The organism is Pseudomonas sp. C9D1, from assembly GCF_056491235.1.
On sequence record NZ_JBSZIE010000002.1, the window covers coordinates 1,075,730 to 1,099,600 of the forward strand.

Below are 23,871 nucleotides of genomic sequence, written 5' to 3' on the forward strand. Positions count from 1 at the left end.
CTTTGCATTCCCTCCGGGCTCCATTCATTCCTGACGTGATAGGAACGACATGTCCCGCACCTTCAGCTCCAACGCTCCGGCAAGCGCCGCCCTCGGCCTGCTCGCGCTCTCTATCTCCCTCGCCCTGCACGCCGAAGACGGCGCCCTGGCCCTGCCCGCCACCGCCGTCACCGGCCAGGCGGACGACGCCCCCATCAGCCTCGACACGCCGCTGCCCGCCGGCTCGCGCCTGGGCCTCTCCGCCCTGGAGACCCCGGCCAGCACCAGCAGCATCAGTGGCGAAGAGGTGCGCGGGCGCAACAACGCCACCGTACAGGACGCCGTGACCCGCTCCCCCGGCATCAGCAACATTGGCACCCCCGGCAACGGCGGCACCGCGCTCTCGGCCCGGGGCTTCACCGGCCACGCCTCGGTCATGCAGCTTCACGACGGCACGCGCTTCTACACCGGCATGGGCACCGTCACCTTCCCCACCGACCCGTGGATGGTCGAACGCATCGACGTGATCCGTGGCCCGGCCTCGGTACTCTACGGCGAAGGCGCCACCGGCGCGGTGATCAACGTGGTGCCGAAGAAGCCCTTCGAGGGCGAGATCCGCAACCGCCTGCGCCTGGGCTACGGCTCCGACGACCGCCAGCAGATGGCACTGGACAGCGGCGGCTCGCTCACCGACACCCTCAGCTACCGCCTCAACCTCAACCGCGAAACCAGCCACGGCTGGATCGACCGTGGCGACTCGAAGAACCTCGGCCTCAGCGCCGCCCTGCGCTGGCAGGCCCGCGACGACCTGGCCTTCACCCTGGCCCATGACCAGGGCGACCTCACGCCGATGAACTACTTCGGCACGCCGCTGATCGACGGCCACCTACGCGACAGCCTGAAGGAGAAGAACTACAACCTGCACAACGCCGAGCAGCACTACAACGACCAGTGGACCCGGCTCGTCACCGACTGGACCCTGGCCGAGGGCATCAGCGCCAGCAACCAGCTCTACCACATCAAGAGCCGCCGCTACTGGCGCAACGCCGAGGCCTACAACTGGGACGCCGGCCTGGGCCAGCTGGAGCGCGCCGAGAACCTGCGCATCAAGCACGAGCAGGAGCAGATCGGCGACCGCCAGACCTTCACCTTCGACCACTCGCTGTTCGGCCTCAGCAGCCGCACCCTGGTGGGCGCCGAGTTCAACCGCATCCGCTTCAACCTGCTGAACAACTCGCCCTACATCGATGTGGGCGGCAACTACGTCGACCCGTGGAACCCCACGCCCGGCTACTACCAGAGCGCCTCGGCCTACGGCCCGCACTCGCGCAGCGAAACCCGCACCGTCGCCCTGTTCGCCGAGAACCGCACCCAGTTCGACGAGCGCTGGTCCCTGGTCACCGGCATCCGCCGCGACCAGAACCACATCGACCGCAACGACCTGCGCGCGAACACCCGCAGCGACCGCAGCCTCTCCGGCGGCAACTGGCGCGCCGGCCTGGTGTTCGCCGCCACGCCGCAGCTGTCCTTCTATGGCCAGTACTCCACCAGCGAGGACGGGGTGAGCAACCTCATCACCCTCAGCCCCACCCAGCAGAAGATGGACCTCACCGAGTCCAAGCAGACCGAGTTCGGCCTCAAGCAGCAGTTCTGGGACGGGCGCGGCGAATGGACCCTGGCCGCCTACAACATCGTCAAGAAGAAGCTGCTCTCCCGCGAGTCGGTGACCCGGCCCACCCAGCAGATCGGCCAGCAATCCTCCGATGGCCTGGAAGCCACCCTGGAGCTGGCGCTGGAGCAGGGCTGGCACGTTTCGGCCAACGCCGCCGTGGTGCGCGCCGAGTACGACGACTTCAACGAGTCCGCCGGTGGCCAGCTGATCTCCCGTTCCGGCAACAGCCCCACCGACGTGCCGCGACGCACCGCCAACCTGTGGCTGAGCAAGCAGCTGGGCCGTGACCTGGACGCCGGCATCGGCGCGCGCTACGTCGATGCCCGCTATGCCGACGCCGCCAACACCGTGAAGGTGCCGGGCTACACCGTGCTCGACGCCAACCTCGGCTGGCAGGTGCTGCCCGACACGCGCCTGGGCCTGGAGCTGAACAACCTGCTGGACCGCCGCTACGCCGTCACCCAGCAGAACGGTGGCCAGCAATGGCTGCTGGGCCAGCCGCGGTCGTTCTTCGTCACCGCCGACTACAGCTTCTGATCCGGCGAAAGGGAGTGCCCGGCATGCCATCACTGAACATCAGCGACCTCGCCTGGGCACCCGACGGCCGCCCGCGCTGGCTCCTGCAGGGCATCGACCTGCAGGTGCGCGCGGGCGAGTTCGTCGGCCTCATCGGCCCCAATGGCAGCGGCAAGACCAGCCTGCTGCGCTGCGCCTACCGCGCCGAGCGCCCGGCCTCCGGCTGGGTGGCCCTGGACGGCGACGACCTCTGGCGACGCAGCCCGCGCTGGAGCGCGCAACGCATCGCCGTGGTGCTGCAGGAGTTCCCCCAGGACTTCGGCCTGGCCGTGGCCGAGGTGGTCGCCATGGGCCGCTCGCCGCACAAGGGCCTGTTCGACGGCGACGATGCCGAGGACGCGCGCATCGTCGACGAAGCCCTCGCGGCGGTGGGCATGGCCGGGCTTCGCGAGCAGGCCTTCGCCCGCCTCTCCGGCGGCGAGAAGCAGCGCGTGCTGCTGGCCCGCGCCCTGGCCCAGTGCCCAGGCCTGCTGCTGCTCGACGAGCCCACCAACCACCTCGACCCGCGCTACCAGCTGGAGCTGCTGCAGCAGCTGCGCGAGCTGCGCCTGAGCACCCTGGCCAGCTTCCACGACCTCAACCTGGCGGCGGCCTTCTGCGACCGCCTCTACGTACTGGACCAAGGCCGCGTGGTGGCCAGCGGCACCCCCACCGACGTGCTCACCGCCGAGCTGCTGCAACAGGTGTTCGGCGTGCACGCTCTGGTGGACCGCCACCCCCTCGCCGACCACCCGCGCATCACCTGGATCACCCCATGAAGCCTTCGCCTATCGCCCTGCTCGCCCTGCTCCTGGCGCCCCTCGCCCAGGCCACCGACTACCCGCTGAGCGTCACCAGCTGCGACCGCCAGGTGGTGTTCGAACGCGCACCGCAGCGGGCGGTGAGCCAGGACATCAACCTCACCGGGATGATGGTCGCCCTCGGCCTGCAATCGCGCATGGTCGGCTACAGCGGCATCAGCGGCTGGAAGACCCCCGACGCCCGGCTGATGGCCGCCCTGGGCGACCTGCCGGAGCTGGCGCGCAAATACCCCTCCATCGAAACGCTGCTCAACGTCGACGCCGACTTCTTCTTCGCCGGCTGGAACTACGGCATGCGCGTGGGCGGCGAAGTCACCCCGGCCACCCTCGCGCCCCTGGGCATCCCGGTGTACGAGCTGAGCGAATCCTGCGCCCACGTGATGCCGCGCGAGGCTGCCAGCCTGGAGGACCTCTACCGCGACCTCGACAACCTCGGCCGCATCTTCGACGTCGAGGCCCGCGCCAACGCCCTGGTCGCCGGCCTGCGCACGCGCCAGGCCGAGGTGGCCAAACGCCTGGAGAACGGCGGCGAGGCACCCCGGGTGTTCCTCTACGACAGCGGCGAGGACCGCCCCTTCACCTCCGGCCGCCTGGGCATGCCGCAAGCGATCATCGACGCCGCCGGCGGCCACAACCTGATGGACGACCTCGCCGCCAGCTGGACCCAGGTCAACTGGGAAACCGTGGTCGAGCGCGACCCGCAGGTGATCCTCATCGTCGACTACGGCGAACGCAGCTGGCAGCAGAAGCGCGACTTCCTCCTGGCCCACCCGGCCCTGCAATCGGTCGAGGCGATCCGCGAGCAGCGCTTCCTGGTCCTGCCCTACCTCGCCGTCACCCCCTCGGTGGAGAACATCGAGGCCATCGAGACCCTGGCCGCCGGCCTGCACCCCGAACGCTTCGCCGGGAAGACGCCATGAGCCCGGTGCGCACGCCCGGCGCCTACCGCCTGCTGCTGCTCGGCCTGGCCGTGGCGCTGGCGCTCTCCTGCATCGTCGCCCTGGGCTTCGGCCCGGCCGCGGTGCCCCAGGCCCACGTCTGGGGCATCCTCGCCGAGCGCCTGGGCATGAGCGCTGCGGGCGACTGGAGCCGTGGCCAGGAACACATCGTCTGGCTGATCCGCGCGCCCCGGGTACTGCTCGGTGCGCTGGTGGGCGCCGGCCTGGCCCTGGTGGGCGGCGCATTGCAGGCGGCCACGCGCAACCCGCTGGCCGACCCGCACCTGCTCGGGGTCAGCTCCGGCGCGGCCCTGGGCGCGGTGCTGGTGCTGCTCTACCTGGGCGAATTCATCGGCGTGCTCAGCCTGCCCCTGGCCGCCTTCGTCGGCGCCCTGGGCAGCACCCTGCTGGTGCTGGCCATCGCCAGCCGCCACGGCCGCCTGGAGAGCGACCGCCTGCTGCTGGCGGGCGTCGCCGTGTCCTTCCTGTGCATGGCGCTGGTCAACCTGCTGCTGTTCCTCGGCGACCACCATGCCGCCAGCTCGGTGGTGTTCTGGATGCTCGGCGGCCTCGGCGCCGCGCGCTGGGAGCTGCTCTGGCCGCCGGCACTTTGCCTGGCCCTGGGGCTGCTCGTGCTGCTCGCCCAGGCGCGCGGGCTCAACGCCCTGATGGCCGGCGAGCAGACCGCCGTCAGCCTGGGCTTCAGCGCCCGGCGGGTGCGCCTGCAGGTGTTCGTCTGCGCCTCGCTGCTCACCGGGGTGCTGGTGGCCCTCAGCGGCGCCATCGGCTTCGTCGGCCTGATGCTGCCGCACCTGGCCCGGCGCCTGGTGGGCGCCGAGCACCGCCGCCTGCTGCCGGTCGCCGCCCTGCTCGGCGCGCTGTTCCTGGTCTGGGTCGACGTCGCCGCCCGCACCCTGGTCGCCCCCGAGGACCTGCCCATCGGCATCGCCACCGCAGCCATCGGCGGGCTGTTCTTCGTTGGCCTGCTGCGTCGGCGTTGACCGCCGGCAGCAGGACGGGACGTAGCGATGCACGCAGGGCAGGGCCTGTGGTGAAATACCGCCGCCCATCAACAAGGACGCACGATGACCTCCAGCACACCCCGAACCACCCGCTCCCTGTCACTGCTTGCCGCCGCGCTCCTGCTCGGTGGATGCGACAGTGATTTCGCCACGCTCACCTTCGAGCGCTCGGTACTCGATACCACTTTCGGTGACGAACTCCTGCCGATCTACCACGAACAATTGTCAGCGCTGATTCATGCACAGGGCATCGATCCGGAGAAGGTCACCTTTCGGGTCGCCGGCAGCCTGAGTCAGGAACTGGTGCTCAGCGAGCCGCTGTTCGGTGGTCTGGAACCGGCACAGAAGACGGCCCTGCAAGCCGCCCTCGAGGCCATCGTAGAGGGCCGCAACGCCTCGCTGGACATGCACCTGGCCATTCACCCCGACGCCATGGATCCCACCGAGGCCAAAGCTCGCGCCGAGGCCCTCGAATTGCCTCGCGAGTACGACGCTCACTTCAGCCTCGACCACGTATCCCTGAGCGTGGCCTACGGCCTGACCGACCTGGTCGGCATGGCCCTCAAGGGCTCGCAGAGCATGCAGAGCGAGGCGGTTTGCAACGTGACGGCGCACTTCGAGCCCGCCCTGCCCTTCATCGGTTTGAAAGCACCGGAGCAGGAAGGGAGCCCCTATCGCCACATGATGCTGCTGAACCTTTCCACCCCTTACTCCTACGACGAGATCCCGGTGGAGATTCGCTTCGCAGACCCGGCCATGGAGGCCCTGGTGAGCCAGGAGACGATCCTGGTCACCTCTGCCGTGACCGACCGATCGACTCCCCTTCGCAACAAGCGCGAACTGAACCAGTTCGAGTTCGTCATCGGCCCCGTCGGGGGCGTCGAACACGAGAACGCCAAGGTCGGCGTCAACACCCACATGGACCTGGCATCGAAATGTGAACATCTGGCCGGCGCCCTGGGTCGTCCGTTCAGCTACCACTTCGGCGACTCGATGGACCGGCTGAAAGCCGTGGCCTTCTACTGAAGCCAAGTGGGGTGGCGCCCGATGCCATCCCACTGATCGAAATCCCCTTGGGCGGCAGGGGTCGATAGCTGTATAAATAGCCAGCCATTTACCCAAGCCGTTTCGCCATGCCCAGCGCCCTCGACGATCCCTTCTACTACCTGAACAACTTCCAGGCCGTGCTCGACTGGATCGGCGCCCGCTATGACGACCTGCTGGACGACGAGGAGCGCGGCTTCATCGTCGCCTTCGCCGGCCTGCCCAAGGCGTCCCGGGCGCTGCTGGTGCGCATGGTGATGCGCAAGGGCACGCTATTCCGCGAGAGCAAGCTGGAGTACGCCGAGATCGGCCCCACCCGCGACGCCATGCTGCCGCTGGTGGCACAAGGCTGGGTGGATGCGGCGCCCAGGCTGGAGCTCGCGCAGCTCTTCGCCCTGCTGCGCAAGCCGGAGATCGCCGCCTGCTTCGGCACGCAACTGGGCCGCGCGACCCTGCGCAAGGCCGACCAGCTCGCCCTGCTGCAACCCCTATACCCCGAGGCGCAGCCCCTGGAGGCCTGGTACCCGACGCTGGACGAGCGCATCTATGCCCTGCAGCTCATGGCCCTGTGCGACCGCCTGCGGCTGATGTTCTTCGGCAACCTGGCCCAGGACTGGTCCGAGTTCGTCCTCGCCGACCTGGGCATCTACCAGTACGAAAAGGTCGAGCTGGACGCCGCCTCCCGGGGCTTCCGCCAGCGCGCCGATATCGATTTCTACCTGCACCTCTACCAGTGCCGCGAACGCTTCGAAGCCGGCGAAGCGCCCGTCGAGGTGCTCGCCGACATTCCCCCAGCCCACGACAACCCCTGGCTGCAGAGCCGCCGCGCGCGCCTGTTGTTCCAGCTCGGCCAGCACTGCGAACGCCTGGGCGAATGGGCGCTGGCCCTGGAGATCTACGCCGGGTGCAGCTACCCCGGCGCGCGCATCCGCCGTATCCGCGTGCTGGAGAAGACCGCCGAATTCGACGAGGCACACCGCCTCGCCCTGGACCTGGCCGCCGGCCCCCACAGCGAGGAGGAGCGCCAGCACCTGGCGCGCATCCTGCCGCGCCTGCAGCGCAAGCTGGGCCTGCCCAAGGCGGCGGTCCGCAAGCCGGCGCCGGTGCTGCGGCTGGACCTGCAGCTGCCCCGGGGCGAGGACTTCGTCTCGGTGGAGCACAGCGTCGCCCGGCACCTGGCGGACGAGCCGGGCCCGGTGCATTACGTCGAGAACACCCTGATCAATTCGCTGTTCGGCCTGCTGTGCTGGGAGGCGATCTTCCTGCCGCTGCCGGGCGCCTTCTTCCACCCCTTCCACGCCGCACCGGCGGACCTGCTGGCGGCGGACTTCCACGCCCGCCGCGCCGAGGCCTTCGCCGCCTGCCTGGCGCAGCTGGATGGCGACGCCTGGCAGGCCACCATCCGCCGCAACCACGCGGCCAAGTACGGCCTGCAGTCGCCCTTCGTCTACTGGGGCGTGCTCGATGAAACCCTGCTGGAACAGGCCCTGCTGTGCCTGCCCACCGCGCACCTGAAGCTGTGGTTCCAGCGCCTGCTGCTGGATATCAAGACCAACCGCGCCGGGCTGCCGGACCTGATCCGCTTCTGGCCCGGGGAGCGGCGCTACCAGATGATCGAGGTGAAGGGCCCCGGCGACCGCCTGCAGGACAACCAGCTGCGCTGGCTGGACTTCTGCGCCGAGCACCAGATGCCGGTCACCGTCTGCTACGTGCAATGGGCCGAAACCGAGGCCGCCCTGGCGTGAGCTACCAGGTGGCGGTGCGCGCGCTCTGCGAATTCACCGCCAAGTGCGGCGACCTGGACCTGCGCTTCACCCCCGCCCCCACCGCCCTCGAAGGCATGGCCGGCCACGCCCTGGTGGCCGCGCGCCGTGGCGAGGGCTACCAGAGCGAAGTGGCCCTGGCCGGCGAGTTCCGAAACCTCAAGGTGCGCGGCCGCGCCGATGGCTACGACCCCGCGCGCAACCGCCTGGAAGAAGTGAAGACCCACCGCGGCGACCTGGCCCGCCAGCCGGCCAACCACCGCCAGCTGCACTGGGCCCAGGTGCGCGTCTACGGCTGGCTGCTGTGCCAGGAGCGTGGCTTGGACGAGGTGGAACTAGCCCTGGTGTATTTCGATGTCGCCAGCCAGAAGGAAACCTTGTTCACCGAGCGCGCCAGCGCCGCCGAGCTGCGCGCCTTCTTCGAGGCCCAGTGCCTGGCCTTCATCGCCTGGGCCGAGCAGGAGCTGGCCCACCAGGGCGTGCGCAACACGGCACTGCAGGCGTTGCGCTTCCCCCACGCGGCGTTCCGCAGCGGCCAGCGGGAACTGGCCGAGGCGGTGTACAAGGCCGCCAGCACCGGTTGCTGCCTGCTGGCCCAGGCCCCCACCGGCATCGGCAAGACCCTGGCCACCCTGTTCCCCCAGCTCAAGGCCCTGGGCGGCGAGCGCCTGGAGCGCATCTTCTTCCTCGCCGCCAAGACGCCGGGGCGCCAGCTGGCCCTGCACAGCCTGGCGACCCTGCGCGACAGCGTCGATGAACTGCCCCTGCGGGTGCTGGAGCTCACCGCCCGCGACAAGGCCTGCGAGCACCCCGGCAGCGCCTGCCACGGCGAGGCCTGCCCGCTGGCGCGGGGCTTCTACGACCGCCTGCCAGCCGCCCGCGCGGCCGCCGCCGAGCGTCGCTGGCTGGATCGCGCGGCCCTGCGCGAGGTGGCCCTGGCCCATGACGTCTGCCCCTACTACCTGGGCCAGGAGATGGCGCGCTGGAGCGACCTGGTGGTGGGCGACTACAACTACTACTTCGACCTCGGCGCCCTGCTCTTCGGCCTCACCCAAGCCAACCAGTGGCGCGTCGGCGTGCTGGTGGACGAAGCCCACAACCTGGTGGAGCGGGCCCGCGCCATGTACTCCGCCGAGCTGCGCCAGGGCGCGCTGAAGGCCCTGTGCAAGAGCGTGCCGGCACCGCTGAAGAAGCCCCTGGAGCGGGTGCAGCGCAGCTGGAACGAGCTGAACAAGGCCCAGGTGGTGGATTACCAGGCCTACGACGAGCCGCCGCAGAAGCTGCTCGGCGCCCTGCAGAGCGCAGTCACCGCCATCACCGACCACCTCGCCGAACAGCCCGGCGCACCGCTGGACCCCGAGCTGATGGCGTTCTATTTCGACGCCATGCATTTCGGCCGCATGGCCGAGCTGTTCGACCACCATTCGCTGTTCGACCTGAGCAAATACCAGGCGGGCAAGAGCAGCCGCTCCACCCTGTGCCTGCGCAACCTGGTGCCGGCGCCCTTCCTCGGCCCGCGCCTGGCCGGCAGCCGTTCCACGGTGCTGTTCTCCGCCACCCTCAACCCGCGTCGCTACTACGCCGACCTGCTGGGGGTACCGGCCAACACGCCCTGGCTGGAGGTGCAGTCGCCCTTCGCCGCCGAGCAATTGCAGGTCCGCGTGGCGCGGCGCCTGTCCACCCGCTACCAGCACCGGGCGCAGTCGCTGGCGCCCATCGTCGAGCTGATGGCCGACCAGTACCACGAGCGCCCGGGCAACTACCTGGCCTTCTTCAGCAGCTACCAGTACCTGGAGCAGGTGGCCGCGCTGTTCGCCGAGCGCCACCCCTTCATTCCCGCCTGGAGCCAGTCACGGAGCATGGACGAGGGCGCGCGCACGGCCTTTCTCGAACGCTTCGCCGAGGGCGGGCGCGGCATCGGTTTCGCGGTGCTTGGCGGGGCTTTCGGCGAGGGCATCGACCTGCCCGGCGAACGCCTGATCGGCGCCTTCATCGCCACCCTCGGCCTGCCCCAGGTCAACCCGGTGAACGAGCAGCTGAAGCAGCGCATGGGCGCGATCTTCCAGGCCGGCTACGACTACACCTACCTCTACCCCGGCCTGCAGAAGGTGGTGCAGGCCGCCGGCCGGGTGATCCGCACCCAGGGCGACCGGGGCGTGGTGCACCTGATGGACGAGCGCTTCGCCCAACCCGAGATCCGCCGCCTGCTGCCCACCTGGTGGCAGGTGGAGCCGGGCTGAGCCCAGGAACGACAAAGCCGGCCCAGGGGCCGGCTTTGTGTTTACGCCATCAGGGAATCAGAAACCCTCTCCCTTGGCGGCCTTCTCCAGCAGCAGGGCCGGCGGTTCGAAGCGCTCGCCGTACTGCTCGGCCAGGTAGTTGGCGCGGGCGACGAAGTCCTGCACGCCGTACTGGTTGATGAACTGCAGGGCGCCACCGCTCCAGGCGGCGAAACCGATGCCGAAGATCGAACCGATGTTGGCGTCGGCGGTGGAGTGCAGCACGCCCTCCTCCACGCAGCGCACGGTCTCGATGGCCTGGATGAAGAGGATGCGGTCACGCACGTCTTCCGCCGGGATCTGCTTGTCGGCCTTCTCGAAGCGCGCCTTGAGCTCCGGCCACAGGCGCTTCTTGCCGCTGGCCGGGTACTCGTAGAAACCACCGCCGGCGGCTTTGCCGGGGCGCTTGTACTCGTTGACCATCAGGTCGATCACGGCGAAGGCCGGGTGCTGCGGCAGCGCCTTGCCTTCGGCCTTGAGGTCGGCGGCGGTCTGGTTGCGGATGTGGGTCATCAGGCTCATGGAGACCTCGTCGGAGATCGCCAGCGGGCCCACCGGCATGCCGGCCTGGCGGGTCTCGTTCTCGATCATCGCCGCCGATACGCCTTCGCCCAGCATGGCGATGCCTTCGTTGGTGAAGGTGCCGAACACCCGCGAGGTGAAGAAGCCACGGCTGTCGTTGACCACGATCGGGGTCTTCTTGATCTGCAGCACGTAGTCGAAGCCACGGGCCAGGGTCTCGTCCGTGGTCTTCTCGCCACGGATGATTTCCACCAGGGGCATCTTGTCGACCGGGCTGAAGAAGTGCAGGCCGATGAACTTCTCCGGCTTGGCCACGGCAGCGGCCAGGCCGGTGATCGGCAACGTGGAGGTGTTGGAGGCGATCACCGCATCGGCCAGCGCATGGGTTTCAGCGGCAGCGGTGACCTTGCCCTTGAGTTCGCGGTTCTCGAACACGGCTTCGATGATCAGGTCGCAGCCTTCGAAGTCGGCGTCATCCACGGTCGGCTTGATGCGGGCGAGGAAGGCGTCGCGCTTCTCGGCGCTCAGGTGGCCACGGGCGACCTTTTTGTCCAGCAGGCCGGCGGAGTACGCCTTGCCCTTCTCGGCGGCTTCGATGGAGACGTCCTTGAGCACCACCTCGATGCCGGCGGCAGCGGAGACGTAGGCAATGCCCGCGCCCATCATGCCGGCGCCGAGCACGCCGACCTTCTTGGTTTCATAGCGGGCCGGACCCTTGGGACGGGAACTGCCGGCGTTGATCTCGTTCAGCTGGAACCAGAAGGTGCCGATCATGTTCTTCGCCACCTGGCCGGTGGTCAGCTCGGTGAAGTAGCGCGCCTCGATCAGCTGGGCGGTGTCGAAGTCCACCTGGGCGCCTTCGACGGCAGCGCACATGATCTTCTCCGGCGCCGGGAAGCAGCCCTTGGTCTTGTCGCGCAGCACGCTCGGGGCGATGGCCAGCATCTGGGCCACGGCGGGGGTCGACGGGGTGCCGCCGGGGATCTTGTAGCCCTTCACGTCCCAGGGCTGAACGGCGCTGGGGTTGGCGGCGATGAAGGCACGGGCCTTGGCCAGCAGTTCGTCGCGGTCCTTGGCGATGTCGTGGATCAGGCCGGCCTTGAGGGCCTGGTCCGGGCGCACCTTCTTGCCTTCGGCGAGGTACGGCAGCGCCTTCTCGATACCCAGCAGGCGCACCATGCGCACCACGCCGCCGCCACCGGGGAGCAGGCCCAGGGTGACTTCCGGCAGGCCGAGCTGGACGTGGCTTTCGTCCACGGCGATGCGGTGGTGGCAGGCCAGGCAGATTTCCCAGCCGCCGCCCAGGGCCGCGCCGTTGATGGCGGCGACCACGGGCTTGCCGAGGCTTTCCAGGCGGCGCAGCTGGCCCTTGATCTTGAGGATCATCTGGTAGAAGCCGTTGGCATCGGCCTTGGTGACCTTGATCAGCTCGTTGAGGTCGCCGCCGGCGAAGAAGGTCTTCTTGGCGGAGGTGACGATGACCCCGGCGATGGAATCCTTCTCGGCCTCCAGGCGGTCCACGGTGGCGCCCATGGCCTCGCGGTACACCGCGTTCATGGTGTTGGCGCTCTGGCCGGGCATGTCGATGGTCAGGACGACGATATTGTCCTGGCCCTTTTCGTAACGAATGGCGTCAGTCATTTTTATTCTCCGGCCTCAAACGCGCTCAATGATCGTGGCAATACCCATACCGCCGCCGACACACAAAGTGGCCAGGCCATAGCGCAGCTGGCGCTTCTCCAGCTCGTCGAGCAGGGTGCCGAGGATGGCGCAACCGGTGGCGCCCAGGGGGTGGCCCATGGCGATGGAGCCGCCATTGACGTTGACCTTCTCCTCCGGCACGCCCATGTCCTTCATGAACTTCATCACCACCGAGGCGAAGGCTTCGTTGACTTCGAACAGGTCGATGTCGCCCACCGCCAGGCCGGCCTTGGCGAGGGCCTTGCGGGTGGCCGGCGCCGGGCCGGTGAGCATGATGGTCGGGTCGGTACTGGTCACCGCGGTGGCGACGATGCGCGCGCGGGGCTTGAGGCCCAGCTCCTTGCCCTTAGCAGCGGAGCCGATGAGCATGGCGGCGGCGCCGTCGACGATGCCGGAGCTGTTGCCCGGGGTGTGCACGTGCTCGATGCGCTCGACATGGCTGTACTTGCGCAGGGCGGTGGCGTCGAAGCCCATCTGGCCCATCATCTCGAAGCTTGGCTTCAGGGCGCCGAGGCCTTCGAGGGTGGATTCGCCCCGGATGAACTCGTCATGGTCCAGCAGCACGATGCCGTTCTGGTCGGTGACCGGCACCAGGGATTTCTTGAACGAGCCGTCGGCACTGGCGCGGGCGGCCTTCTGCTGGGAGCGCAGGGCGAAGGCGTCGACGTCCTGGCGGCTGAAGCCTTCGAGGGTGGCGATCAGGTCGGCACCGATGCCCTGGGGCACGAAGTTGGTGTGCAGGTTGGTTTCCGGGTCCATGGCCCAGGCACCGCCGTCGGAGCCCATGGGGATGCGCGACATGGATTCCACGCCACCGGCCACCACCAGGTCTTCGAAGCCGGAGCGCACCTTCATCGCAGCGAGGTTGATGGCTTCCAGGCCCGAGGCGCAGAAGCGGTTGATCTGCTGGCCGGAGACGGTCTCGTCCCAGTCGGCCACCAGCGCGGCGGTCTTGGCGATGTCGGCGCCCTGGTCGCCCACCGGGGTCACGCAACCGAGCACGATATCGTCGACCTGGCTGGTATCCAGCTTGTTGCGCGCTTCCAGGGCCTTGAGCAGGCCGGCGATCAGGTTGACCGGCTTGACGCTGTGCAGCGCGCCGTCCTTCTTGCCCTTGCCGCGGGGCGTGCGCACCGCGTCGTAGATATATGCTTCGGTCATGGGGTTCTCTCTTGTCGTTAGGCAGACGGGCCAGCCAGGGGCCGACCGCTGTGGGCTTACCTTAGCGGCACGCGGGCCGCACTCAATGACCGAACTGCTCAGTGCCATTGACTTCTGCGCTCAGACGAACGGTCACCTGACTCCCAGGTCAACGCGATGTGTCTGGCTCAAGGGTTGCCATCCACAGGCCCGGGGCGACCCGCGAACGGCGTTCTAAGCAGCGGGCTGTTGATCCCAAGCGTTCTAAAGGGCCGGGGAACCGGCCCCTAGAGTTGAGGTTGTCAGAGGTCGCTGCCGGGTTTTGCCGGGGCGGCTTTTTCCACCCACCGCCAAGGAGGCGGCCACGCCGACCGGCAGGCCGTTCACGCCCGACGCATGGCGCCTCCAACAAAAACAAAGGCACAAGGCTATGTTCAAACAGCCGAAAATGCGGCAAGCGAGCCTCATCGTCTTCGCCACCACCGTCATCCTCATCCTTCCCAACCTGACCCGACTGGTCAGCTGACAACGCGGGCATCGTCCTGTGCTGCGCACCGCGCCCTGCGGTCAACGCAGCGCAGGTAGCCACCAGGCCAGCAGCAGCGGAATGGTCACGAACGACAACAGCGTCGAACACATCACCAGGCTCGCCACCTGCTCCGGCGAACGCCCGGCGCGCACCGCCAGCAGGTAGTTGAACACCGCCACCGGCATCGCCGACTGCATCACCAGCACGCCCAGGGTCAGCGGCTCCAGCTGCAGTGCCAGGCCCACTCCCCAGCCCACGCCCGCACCGAAGAGGATGCGCAACGCCCCCTGCAGCAAGCCGCTGCCCAGGTGGCCGACGCGGATGCTGGCGAGGGACACGCCCAGGGTCAGCAGCATCAGCGGGATGGTCATGCCGCCCAGCAGCTCGATGGTGTTGGCCAGCCAGCGCGGCAGTGTCAGGTCGAAGAGGATCAGCGGAATGGCCAGGGCCAGGCTGATGACGATGGGGTTGATGAACAGCTTCTTCACCGAACGCTCGCTGCCCGAGAGCAGCAGCCCCAGGCTGAACTGCACCACCGCCAGGGCCAGGAAGAAGCCCACCGCCAGGGCCAGGCCCGGCTCGCCGAACGCGTAGAGCGCCACCGGCAGGCCCATGTTCCCGGAATTGGGGAACAGGAAGGCCGGCACCAGCACGCGCCAGTCCTGTTTCATGGCCCGGCTCAGGCCCAGGCCGATCACGCCCATCACCAGGGTGGTGAGCAGGCAGGCGAGCGCGATCTGGCCGAAGGCGTGCTTGTCGATTTCCGCCTGGCTGAGGGTGGAAAGCACCAGGCTCGGCGTGCCGACGTTAAGAACCAGACGAGCGATAAAGTCTGTTGGGTAATTCTGCCCGGAGCGTGCCCAGGCATAGCCGATGCCAGCAGTGATGAGGATCGGCGCCATGACGGCGAACAGCGCGGCCAGCATGGCTCGCTCCTTAGCCCGGAGGGTCGTGGAGTGACGGAAAGGCCCGATCCTAACGGCTGGCGATGACCTCCGGCAATTGTGCTAGGGTCCAAGGGTTCTTGTTTTTCAGGGAGTTACACCATGCGCAAGATGCTCGCCACACTGGCCCTTTCCCTCAGCCTTCCCGCACTCGCCGCCGATGTCGACCAGGCAGCGGCGCTGGAAGCACTGAAGCAACCGGGCGCTGTGCTGATCGACGTGCGTACGCCGGAAGAAATCGAGGCAGGAGCCTTGCCCGGTGCCCGTTACATCGGCTTCGAAGACATTGGTACGAAAATCGCGGAACTGGCACCGGACAAGCAGACCCCTATCGTCCTCTACTGTCGAAGCGGTCGCCGCTCCGGCATCGCCCAGGACGATCTGCGTGCCAGGGGCTACACCAATGTGCAGAATGCCGGCGGCTACACCACCCTCAAGCCGATTCTGGACACACCCTGATGCGCCACCTGCTGTTCTGCCTGCTGTTGCTGACCCCTACCCTGCACGCCGCCGAGCTGCTGCTCGAATTGCCCGGCGGCACGCAGCGCTGGGACAGCGCCAGGCTGCTGGCCCACCCCCAGGCGCGGGATATCGAGGTACCCGCCGACGTCGCCTACAAGCGCACCATGCATTACCGCGCCCTGCCCCTGGCAGCGTTGCTGGATGGGGTCGAACCCGGCCAGCACCTGCAGGCCGTGGCGCTGGACGGGTTCGCCGCCGAATTGCCCGCCACGCCCCTGCTCGCCAAGGAGGGCGCCCGGGCCTGGCTGGCGGTGGAAGACCCGGGCAAGCCCTGGCCGCCACTGGCCAAGGGCAAGCCCAGCGCCGGGCCCTTCTACCTGGTGTGGACGGACCCGCAGGCCGGCGGCATAGGCCCGGAACAGTGGCCCTTCCAGGTGGCGAAGTTGCGCTACCTGGCTGCGGTCGCCGAACGCTTCCCCGCGCTGCTGCCGGCGAGCGATGCAAGCGCCGACATCCAGGCCGGCTTCGCCCAGTTCCAGAAGAACTGCCTGGCCTGCCACCGCCTCAACGGTGCCGGCGACGCCCAGTTCGGCCCCGACCTCAACCTGCCCTACAACCCCACCGAATACTTCGCCGAAGGCTTCCTCCAGCGCTACATCCGCGACCCACAGGCCATGCGTCGCTGGCCGCAAGGGCGCATGCCCGCCTTCCCGGCTGCGGTGATCGACGACGCGCAGCTGGAACAGCTGGTCGCCTACCTGCGCCACATGAGCGGTCGCAAGACGCCGTGACGGCCCTCACGGACGGTGGCGGCCGGGCTTCTCCGCCAACCGCGCCGGCGCTACGCTCTCCCACCTGAACCGCCGGCCGGGAGAGCCAGCATGAGCACCGAGCTCCACGTCGAAAGCCTGGTCCTGCGCGGGGCCCGCAACGAGGCCCTCACCCCGGACCTGAACCTGCACCTGGACGCTTCCCGGCTCACCCTGGGCGAGCTGATCCGCCGGGTGGTGCTGCATGTCGTGGCCGAACAGACCACCGAGCGCTGGCTGGACCGCCTGCAGGCCAGCAGCGGCCCCGGCTACCTCAGCGAAGAAGACATCCGCCACCAGTCCGCCCGGGGCGCCATCAAGCTGCGCACCCAGGTGCCCGGCGCCCCACGGATAGACGCCGAAGCCGAGGTGCAGCGCGCCCTGGATGGCTTCTGCCAGCGCCGCTACCGCGTCCTCCTCGACGGCCAGATGCTCCACGACCTCGACCACTCCCTCGACCTGCCCGCCCAGGCCCGGCTCACCTTCCTGCGCCTGGTCCCCCTGGTGGGTGGTTAAGCCCATGACGAACGGACTCCCCATGCAGCATTACCAAGCCGACACCCGCCAGCAGGCCCGCATCGCCCTGCTCGATGCCTTCCTCGACCGCACCCTGGATGCCCTGCCCGAGCGCGACGCCCTGCTGGCCGAAGACGGCTACCAGCACCCGTTCTGGGAAGAGGTCGACGGCCTCGCCCTGGCCGACGCCTTCCTCGCCGAAGCCGGCCCCGACGGCCAGCCCGCCCTGGTGGATGCCCTGGTCTTCCCGCGCATCTGGGGCCACGACGAGACCGAGCACCTCTACACCCGCCAGCGCCTGGCCCAGATCGCCAGCCACGCGGGCGTCACGGCGCACCCCGGCGCCTATGGCTTCCAGGCCCTGGAACGGCGTGTGCGGCACATGCTGACCCAGGCCTTCGAAGACAGCGACTACGCCCTGCAACCCGGCTTCAAGGCCCAGGCCCACTGGCACTACCCCACCGGCGCCTGGGTCACGCCCGACCTGGAGGAATGCCTGGAACTGCTCGCTGGCTACCCCGTCGACGGTGCCTGGCTGGACTTCGCCCGGTGGCTGCTCGGCGGCGATTGGGACCGCCCCAGCCCCGCCGAGAACGCTGACTACCCGCGCCTCGCCGAGGTCTACCAAGGCAAGGCAACGGAGGCCATCCGGCGCTTCGCCGTGGCCCTGGCCGAAGCCGGCCGCCTGGATGCGGCCCTGCACGAGCGCGCGGTGCACACCTGGGCAGACAGCCTGTGCACGCTGCCACCCCTCGTCCAAGGCGACAGCACGGGCGAGCAACGGCTCGACGCGCTCAACGCCGAGTTCGTCGATCACGCGCTGGCCCAACTGCCGGACAGCGCCACGCTGTTGCGAAGCCTGATCGATGAGCCCGGAACCTCCACTGCACACTGGCTGCTGGCCGGCGTGCGCGAACTGTCGCGCCTCGACCTGGCGCCGGACGCCCTCGAAAGACATTACGAAAACCACCTGGGCCGGGTACTGACCGCCCTGCTCGACGTCGGCCAACTGGAAAAGGACGACGAGGCCGCACTGGCCAAGCAGCTCGCCGGCTTCCCCCGCGCCAGCCTGCTCACCGCCCTGCCCTACAGCGGCGCGGCCAGCGAGGCCGTGCTGGACGCCCTCGGCTGGAGCGACCTGAAGCCCCTGCAGCGCCTCTACCTCGACCTGGCGCTGGCCGTCGACCACAGCGGCCGCCTGGTCGAGGACCTGCAGAGCAGCGACGACCCGGAGCTGGGCGTGGTGGACCGCCCCGCCCTGCGGGCCGCCCTGGACCAGGCCGACGCCGGGCACCTGGCCGACTACCTGGCCAGCTTCGACGGCACGCCCTGGGCCTTTCCCAATACCCGCCTGCTGCTGGACGCCTTCCGCGGCCTGGAGCGCAAGGCCCTGGAGAAGAAGCTGCAGCGCCACGCCCAGGCCGCCCTGCGCGCCTACGGCCTGCTGCCCATCAGCGGCGCGGACGAAACCCGCGAGCGCTACCTGGCCCTGAAGCGTTATCACCGCGAAGTGGAACGCTACGGCGCCGAGCGCCAGGCCAACTCCCAGGCCGCCATCCAGGCCGGCCTGGAGAACCTCGCCCGCACCGCCGGCTATGGTGACGCCACCCGGCTGGAGTGGGCGATGGAAGCGGAGATCGCCGAGCAGACCCCGGACCGCCTGCACCTGGACGGCTACGACCTGTGGCTGGAGTTGCAGGGCCTCAACCCGGTCATGGTTGCCAGCAAGGGCGGCAAGCGCCTGAAGTCGGTACCCGCCGCCCTGCGCAAGCACGAAGGCCTGGCCGAGCTGAAGACCCTGCAGGCCCGCATGAAGGACCAGATCCGCCGCTTCCGCCTGACCCTGGAAGCCATGATGGCGCGGGGGGAAGCCCTGGAGCCGACGCAGCTGCGCCAGCTGCTGCGCATGCCGGCGGCGCGCCTGCTGCTGGACCACCTGGTGCTGCGCGACGGTGACGGCCAACTGGGCTGGCTGGACGGCGACGCCTTCACCCTCTGCTCCCTGGCGGGACCGGCCCGTGCCATCGACGGCCCGCTGCTGATCGCCCACCCCCTGCACCTGTTCGAAGCCGGGGCGCTCTCCGCCTGGCAGCAGGCCCTGGTGGCCCAGCGCCGGGTGCAGCCGTTCAAGCAGGTGTTCCGCGAGCTGTACCTGCTGACCCCGGCCGAGCGGGAGAACGGCCTGAAGTCCCTGCGCTTCGCCGGCCATGTGCTGCGCAGCGCCGTGGCCGCGCGCCTGCTGCGGGCCCGGGGCTGGACCACCCACGATGGCGAGGAAGTGTTCCGCAACTGGGGCCAGGGCCTGTACGCCTTCCTCAACTTCCCCGATGCGCAGCGCTACCTGCCCCTGACCGAGGCCATCACCCTGCGGGAGGTGGAGTTCGTCCAAGACCGCGCCGCCCTGCCGCTGGAGGAGGTGCCGCCGCTGCTGTTCTCCGAAACCCTGCGCGACGCCGACCTGATCGTCTCGGTGGCCTTCACCGGCGAGACCGCCAGCCACGCCGGCAGCGCCGAGACCATCCAGCGCCGCGCCGAACTGGTGCAGGCGCTGGTGGCCGACCTGGGGCTGGCCAACGTGCGCTGCGAAGGCCACCACGCCCACATCACCGGCAGCCGCGCACGCTACCGGCTGCACCTGGGCAGCGGGGTCATCCACATCGAGCCGGGCAACTACCTGTGCATCGTCCCTGCTGGCAAACCGGCGGATGACCTCTACCTGCCCTTCGCCGACAGCGATGCACGCACCAGCGAGATCATCAGCAAGCTGTTCCTGCTGCTGGACGACGGGGCGATCGACGACCCCAGCATCCTCGAACAGATCCGCCGCAGCGAAGTGCCGGCCTAGGGACGGGCGCAACCCGTAGGAGCGAATTCATTCGCGATAAAGCCGGCACCCTGCCCGCCCTTCTCGCAGTCCGTAGGGCGGGTGAAACCCGCGTGGCCTCGTGCACGGTCCTTGTCGGGTTGCACCCGACCTACAGGCACCCACAGCCGGTGCCGTAGTTTGGCGCCGAGCGCAGCGAGGCCCAACGCAGCGATGCCCAGCCTGGCAACCCTGTAGGGGCGAATTCATTCGCCCGCTCTTTCGCGCCCCCCGTGACTTCGCCGTCAGACGTTGTATTCCGCCGGCGGCGCCGGCAGCTTCTCCAGCACCTCGTGCAGGCCGGCGGCCCATTGGCGGCGCACGCCTTCGTAGTACTCGTCGTCTTCGGTGACGCGGTAGCCGGCGGGGAGGATCAGGCTGTCGGTGTGGTAGACCAGCAGGTCCAGCGGCATGCCCACCGAGAGGTTACTGCGGATGGTGGAGTCGAAGGAGACCAGCGCGCAGCGCAGTGCCTCCTCCAGGCTGGTGTCGTGCTTGAGGTTGCGATCGAGGATCGGCTTGCCGTACTTGCTCTCCCCCAATTGCAGGAAGGGCGTGTCCTCGGTGGCCTGGATGAAGTTGCCCTGCGGGTAGATGCTGTACAGCGCGGGCGGCTGGCCGGCGATCTGCCCGCCGACCAGGAAGGAGCAGGTCAGGTCGGTGTTGCCCGCCAGCGGCGCGCCGTCGCGGGCGACCACCTCGCGGATGGTCTCGGCGACCAGGGCGGTGGCGTCGTAGAGCGTGGGCACGCTGTCGAGGTTCACCAGGGTGCTGCCCAGGCGCTGCTTGAGCAGGTTGACCACCGATTGCGAGGTGGCCAGGTTGCCCGCCGTCTGCAGCACGATCAGGCGTTCGCCCGGCGTGCCGAAGGTGAAGAGCTTGCGGAAGGTGGCGATGTGGTCGATGCCCGCGTTGGTGCGCGAATCGGAAACGAACACCAGGCCATCGGCAAGGTGCATGGCGACGCAGTAGGTCATGGTTCTCTCCCGTTTTTATATGCCCCCCGCCTCCCCCGCGCCTTGCGCTTCGGCATCACCGGCCCGTGCCTGCCGGGATGGCAGGCGGGCAGTCGAATGACCGGTGATGCGGCGAGAAGTCCTGTGACGCGTGTTACTGCTGTTCCTGGACCATCAGCAACGGCGGTACGGCGACGTCCGCACGTGCGTGCATCTGCTCGCCGCCGCCACGGCGCATGCCGCGCACCGGGCAGGCGTCCAGATAGTCCAGGCCGACGGCGAGCTTGAGGTGGCGCTCCGGGCGGGACAGACGGTTGGTGACGTCGAAGCTGTACCAGGCATCGCCCAGCCAGGCTTCCGCCCAGGCGTGGCTGACCAGGTGGGCGTTGTTCTCCTTGTACAAGTAGCCGGAGACGAAGCGCGCCGGCACGCCGAGGGTGCGGGCGCAGGCGAGGAAGGCGTGGGTATGGTCCTGGCAGACCCCCGCGCGACCGGCGAAGGCCTCGGCGGCGGTGCTGTCCACGGCGGTGACGCCGGTCTGGTAGTCGATGTGCTCGTGCAGCGCGTCCATCAGGGTGATCAGGCCGCTGCGCTCTGGCCGCGGCTGGCAGTGGGTGTGGGCGAAGGCACGCAATGCCTCGTCCGCCGCAGTCAGGCGGGTGGAGCGCAGGAAGGGCAGCGCCGAGAGCTTGTCGTGCTCGGCCTCGCTGTGCTCGTCGATCTCCACCTGGCCACGGGCGCCGATGACGATGGCCTCGTGGGGTTCATCCAGGGTCAGCACGTGGAGGATGTTGCCGTAGGGGTCGATCTGCGCGCGCACCGGGCGTGGCAGGTCGAGCTGCCAGCTAAGGATGTGCTGGCGCTCGCTGTCGTGGGGCGTCAGGCGCAGGTACTGGATGCTCGCGCGAACCTGGTCGTCGTAGCGATAGGTGGTTTCGTGGCGGATGGACAGTTTCATACGGCCTCCAGATAAGAGCTGTGGATCGCTCTGGCCAATTGGCGAACCAGCAGAATGAAGTCGGTGAGCCAGCCGTGCAGGCCCTCACCGAGGATCTCGTCGATGCTCGTGTAGCGCAGGCGTGCATCCAGCTCGGCGGCCAGGCGCTGGGCCGGCCGGCCGTTCTCGCCGGGCAGGCTGGAGAGGATCAGGTTGAGCTCCTCCATGCAGGCCCGCAGGGAGCGCGGCACATCGGGGCGCAGCAACAGCAGCTCGGACACCTGGCGCGCACCGGGCGAGCCACGGAAGACTTCCGTGTACGCCTCGAAGGACGACAGCGCGCGGAGCAAGGCGCTCCACTGGTAGTAGCCACGTGCGGACGTATCGCTGACCTCCTCCGCCTCCTCGCCGAGCATCTCGTAGCGTGCATCGAGCAGGCGCAGCGTATTGTCCGCCCGTTCTATGAAGGTTCCGAGACGGATGAAGCGGTAGGGGTCGTGGCGCATGATGGTGCCGAAGGTGGCGCCGCGGAACAGGTGCGAACGCTCCTTGACCCACTCGCAGAAGCGCTTGATGCCATAGCGCCCCAGGCCCTCGCCGGCGATGCCGCGCATCTCCAGCCAGGTGGCGTTGATGTTCTCCCACATGTCGGCGGTGATGCGGCCGCGCACGGCATGGGCGTTGGTACGGGCGGCCCCCAGGCAGCTGTAGATGCTCGCCGGGTTCTCCGCATCGAGGGCAAAGAAGTGCAGCATGCGCTCGGCGTGGAGCTGGCCGTGGCGGGTCAGGTAGGCGTCCAGGGTGCCGGTGATCAGCAGCGGCATGGCCAGCTCTTCCAGGCCATCGCCACGGCCGTCCTGGGGCATCAGCGACAGCGAGTAGCTCACATCGAGCATGCGCGCGAGGTTCTCGGCGCGTTCCAGGTAGCGCGACATCCAGTACAGATCGGAGGCAGTACGGCTCAGCACGGGTCAGTCCTCCACGATCCAGGTGTCTTTGGTACCGCCGCCCTGCGACGAGTTGACCACCAGCGAGCCTTCGCGCAGCGCGACGCGCGTCAGGCCGCCCGGCACCAGGCGCGTTTCGCGGCCTGAGAGGACGAACGGGCGCAGGTCGATATGCCGCGGGGCGATGCCCTTCTCGACGAAGGTCGGGCAGGTGGAGAGGCTCAGCGTGGGCTGGGCGATGTAGGCCTCCGGGCGCGCCTTGAGGCGTTCGCGGAAGGCTTCGATCTCGGCCTTGGTGGCGGCCGGGCCGACCAGCATGCCGTAGCCGCCGGAGCCTTGGGTTTCCTTCACCACCAGTTCCGGCAGGTTGGCCAGCACGTGGGACAGCTCCTCGGGCTTGCGGCACTGCCAGGTGGGCACGTTGGCGAGGATGGGCTCCTCGTCCAGGTAGAAGCGGATCATGTCGCCGACATAGGGGTAGATCGACTTGTCGTCCGCCACCCCGGTGCCGATGGCGTTGGCCAGCACCACGTTGCCGGAGCGGTAGGCCGCCAGCAGGCCGGGCACGCCGAGCATGGAATCCGGGTTGAAGGCCAGCGGGTCGAGGAAGGCATCGTCGAGGCGGCGGTAGATTACGTCCACCGGCTGCGGGCCGGAGGTGGTACGCATATAGACGCGGTCGTCGCGGACGAACAGGTCGGCGCCCTCCACCAGTTCCACGCCCATCTCGCGGGCAAGGAAGGCGTGCTCGAAATAGGCGCTGTTGAAGCGCCCCGGGGTGAGCACCACGACGCTGGGGTTATCCAGCGGGCTGGAGCTCTTGAGGGTCTCCAGCAGCAGGTTCGGATAGTGGTCGATGGGGGCTACGCGCTGAGCCGAGAACAGCTCGGGGAACAGGCGCATCATCATCTTGCGGTCTTCCAGCATGTAGCTGACGCCGCTGGGAGTCCGCAGGTTGTCTTCGAGCACGTAGTAGGTGCCGTCGCCGTCGCGCACCAGGTCCACGCCGGCGATATGGGCGTAGATGTCGCGGTGCAGGTCCAGGCCCTGCATGGCGATCTGGTAGCCCTCGTTGGCCAGCACCTGCTCGGCCGGGACGATGCCCGCCTTGATGATGCGCTGGCCGTGGTAGAGGTCGGCGAGGAACATGTTCAGCGCCTTGACGCGCTGGATGCAGCCGCGTTCGACGACGCGCCACTCGCTCATGGGGATGGAGCGGGGAATGGTGTCGAAGGGGATCAGGCGCTCGGTGCCCTGCTCGTCCCCATAGAGGGTGAAGGTGATGCCTGCCCGGTGGAACAGCAGGTCGGCTTCGCGCCGCCTCTGGGCAAGCAGTTCCTCGGGGGTATCGGCCAACCAGCGGGCGAATTCCCGGTAATGCGGACGGCAGTCGCCGTTCGCGTCATACATTTCGTCAAAAAAGGTGCGGGCCATGCCGGACTCCTTGTCACCACCGACCATCTTGCAGTCGC

The 23,871-nt window shown here is 68.7% G+C and carries 18 protein-coding genes; 11 read left to right on the top strand and 7 right to left on the bottom strand.

Annotated elements, in window-relative coordinates:
• Nucleotides 1-49: 49 nt before the first annotated feature.
• The 7 genes from ACXI0U_RS13200 to ACXI0U_RS13230 all read left to right on the top strand — a co-directional run bounded on the left by ACXI0U_RS13200 (nucleotide 50) and on the right by ACXI0U_RS13230 (nucleotide 10,034).
• The gene (locus tag ACXI0U_RS13200; protein ID WP_479550373.1) at nucleotides 50-2,188 is read left to right on the top strand and encodes a TonB-dependent receptor; all 2,139 of its coding nucleotides are present in this window, start codon (nucleotides 50-52) and stop codon (nucleotides 2,186-2,188) included.
• A 23-nt stretch (nucleotides 2,189-2,211) separates the two neighbouring features.
• Nucleotides 2,212-2,985, top strand: a complete 774-nt coding sequence (locus ACXI0U_RS13205; protein WP_271658263.1) for an ABC transporter ATP-binding protein — start codon at nucleotides 2,212-2,214, stop codon at nucleotides 2,983-2,985.
• Nucleotides 2,982-3,947, top strand: a complete 966-nt coding sequence (locus tag ACXI0U_RS13210) for an ABC transporter substrate-binding protein (protein WP_431482172.1) — start codon at nucleotides 2,982-2,984, stop codon at nucleotides 3,945-3,947. Before ACXI0U_RS13205 ends, ACXI0U_RS13210 begins: the two co-directional genes overlap by 4 nt.
• Nucleotides 3,944-4,966 (top strand): FecCD family ABC transporter permease, encoded by a 1,023-nt coding sequence (locus tag ACXI0U_RS13215; protein WP_479550374.1) that lies wholly within the window; start codon nucleotides 3,944-3,946, stop codon nucleotides 4,964-4,966. Before ACXI0U_RS13210 ends, ACXI0U_RS13215 begins: the two co-directional genes overlap by 4 nt.
• A gap of 84 nt (nucleotides 4,967-5,050) precedes the next feature.
• Nucleotides 5,051-6,013: a hypothetical protein gene (locus ACXI0U_RS13220; RefSeq protein WP_479550375.1), complete on the top strand. Its 963-nt coding sequence runs from the start codon at nucleotides 5,051-5,053 to the stop codon at nucleotides 6,011-6,013.
• 107 nt (nucleotides 6,014-6,120) lie between these two features.
• Nucleotides 6,121-7,776 (top strand): VRR-NUC domain-containing protein, encoded by a 1,656-nt coding sequence (locus ACXI0U_RS13225; RefSeq protein ID WP_479550376.1) that lies wholly within the window; start codon nucleotides 6,121-6,123, stop codon nucleotides 7,774-7,776.
• Nucleotides 7,746-10,034 carry an ATP-dependent DNA helicase gene (locus ACXI0U_RS13230; protein WP_479550377.1) on the top strand — a complete coding sequence of 763 codons (2,289 nt, stop codon included), beginning with the start codon at nucleotides 7,746-7,748 and terminating at the stop codon, nucleotides 10,032-10,034. Before ACXI0U_RS13225 ends, ACXI0U_RS13230 begins: the two co-directional genes overlap by 31 nt.
• A gap of 57 nt (nucleotides 10,035-10,091) precedes the next feature.
• Here ACXI0U_RS13230 and ACXI0U_RS13235 read toward each other — a convergent pair whose 3' ends face one another.
• From ACXI0U_RS13235 to ACXI0U_RS13245, 3 genes are all read right to left on the bottom strand, one after another.
• Nucleotides 10,092-12,236, bottom strand: a complete 2,145-nt coding sequence (locus tag ACXI0U_RS13235; protein ID WP_479550378.1) for a 3-hydroxyacyl-CoA dehydrogenase NAD-binding domain-containing protein — start codon at nucleotides 12,234-12,236, stop codon at nucleotides 10,092-10,094.
• A 15-nt stretch (nucleotides 12,237-12,251) separates the two neighbouring features.
• Complete coding sequence (locus ACXI0U_RS13240; RefSeq protein WP_043244163.1) at nucleotides 12,252-13,457, bottom strand: acetyl-CoA C-acetyltransferase; 1,206 nt, start codon at nucleotides 13,455-13,457, stop codon at nucleotides 12,252-12,254.
• A gap of 546 nt (nucleotides 13,458-14,003) precedes the next feature.
• Nucleotides 14,004-14,891 (bottom strand): AEC family transporter, encoded by an 888-nt coding sequence (locus ACXI0U_RS13245; protein ID WP_479550379.1) that lies wholly within the window; start codon nucleotides 14,889-14,891, stop codon nucleotides 14,004-14,006.
• A gap of 120 nt (nucleotides 14,892-15,011) precedes the next feature.
• Between ACXI0U_RS13245 and ACXI0U_RS13250 the strand changes: the two genes are divergently transcribed.
• From ACXI0U_RS13250 to ACXI0U_RS13265, 4 genes are all read left to right on the top strand, one after another.
• A complete protein-coding gene (locus tag ACXI0U_RS13250; RefSeq protein ID WP_316926253.1) occupies nucleotides 15,012-15,368 on the top strand; it encodes a rhodanese-like domain-containing protein in 357 nt (118 codons plus the stop codon).
• Nucleotides 15,368-16,162 (top strand): cytochrome c, encoded by a 795-nt coding sequence (locus ACXI0U_RS13255; protein WP_184489508.1) that lies wholly within the window; start codon nucleotides 15,368-15,370, stop codon nucleotides 16,160-16,162. The genes ACXI0U_RS13250 and ACXI0U_RS13255 overlap by 1 nt, the downstream gene beginning before the upstream one ends.
• Before the next feature lie 90 nt (nucleotides 16,163-16,252).
• Nucleotides 16,253-16,696, top strand: a complete 444-nt coding sequence (locus tag ACXI0U_RS13260; protein WP_479550380.1) for a hypothetical protein — start codon at nucleotides 16,253-16,255, stop codon at nucleotides 16,694-16,696.
• Nucleotides 16,697-16,718: 22 nt separating this feature from the next.
• Nucleotides 16,719-19,541: a DUF4132 domain-containing protein gene (locus ACXI0U_RS13265; protein WP_479550381.1), complete on the top strand. Its 2,823-nt coding sequence runs from the start codon at nucleotides 16,719-16,721 to the stop codon at nucleotides 19,539-19,541.
• Nucleotides 19,542-19,804: 263 nt separating this feature from the next.
• On the opposite strand, the gene ACXI0U_RS13270 is transcribed toward ACXI0U_RS13265, so the two are convergent.
• The 4 genes from ACXI0U_RS13270 to ACXI0U_RS13285 all read right to left on the bottom strand — a co-directional run bounded on the left by ACXI0U_RS13270 (nucleotide 19,805) and on the right by ACXI0U_RS13285 (nucleotide 23,833).
• A complete protein-coding gene (locus ACXI0U_RS13270; RefSeq protein WP_111264281.1) occupies nucleotides 19,805-20,536 on the bottom strand; it encodes a proteasome-type protease in 732 nt (243 codons plus the stop codon).
• A 133-nt stretch (nucleotides 20,537-20,669) separates the two neighbouring features.
• A complete protein-coding gene (locus tag ACXI0U_RS13275; RefSeq protein ID WP_021222639.1) occupies nucleotides 20,670-21,473 on the bottom strand; it encodes a transglutaminase family protein in 804 nt (267 codons plus the stop codon).
• Complete coding sequence (locus ACXI0U_RS13280) at nucleotides 21,470-22,420, bottom strand: alpha-E domain-containing protein (protein WP_021222640.1); 951 nt, start codon at nucleotides 22,418-22,420, stop codon at nucleotides 21,470-21,472. The genes ACXI0U_RS13275 and ACXI0U_RS13280 overlap by 4 nt, the downstream gene beginning before the upstream one ends.
• A 3-nt stretch (nucleotides 22,421-22,423) precedes the next feature.
• Complete coding sequence (locus tag ACXI0U_RS13285; protein WP_043244157.1) at nucleotides 22,424-23,833, bottom strand: circularly permuted type 2 ATP-grasp protein; 1,410 nt, start codon at nucleotides 23,831-23,833, stop codon at nucleotides 22,424-22,426.
• Nucleotides 23,834-23,871 lie beyond the last annotated feature (38 nt).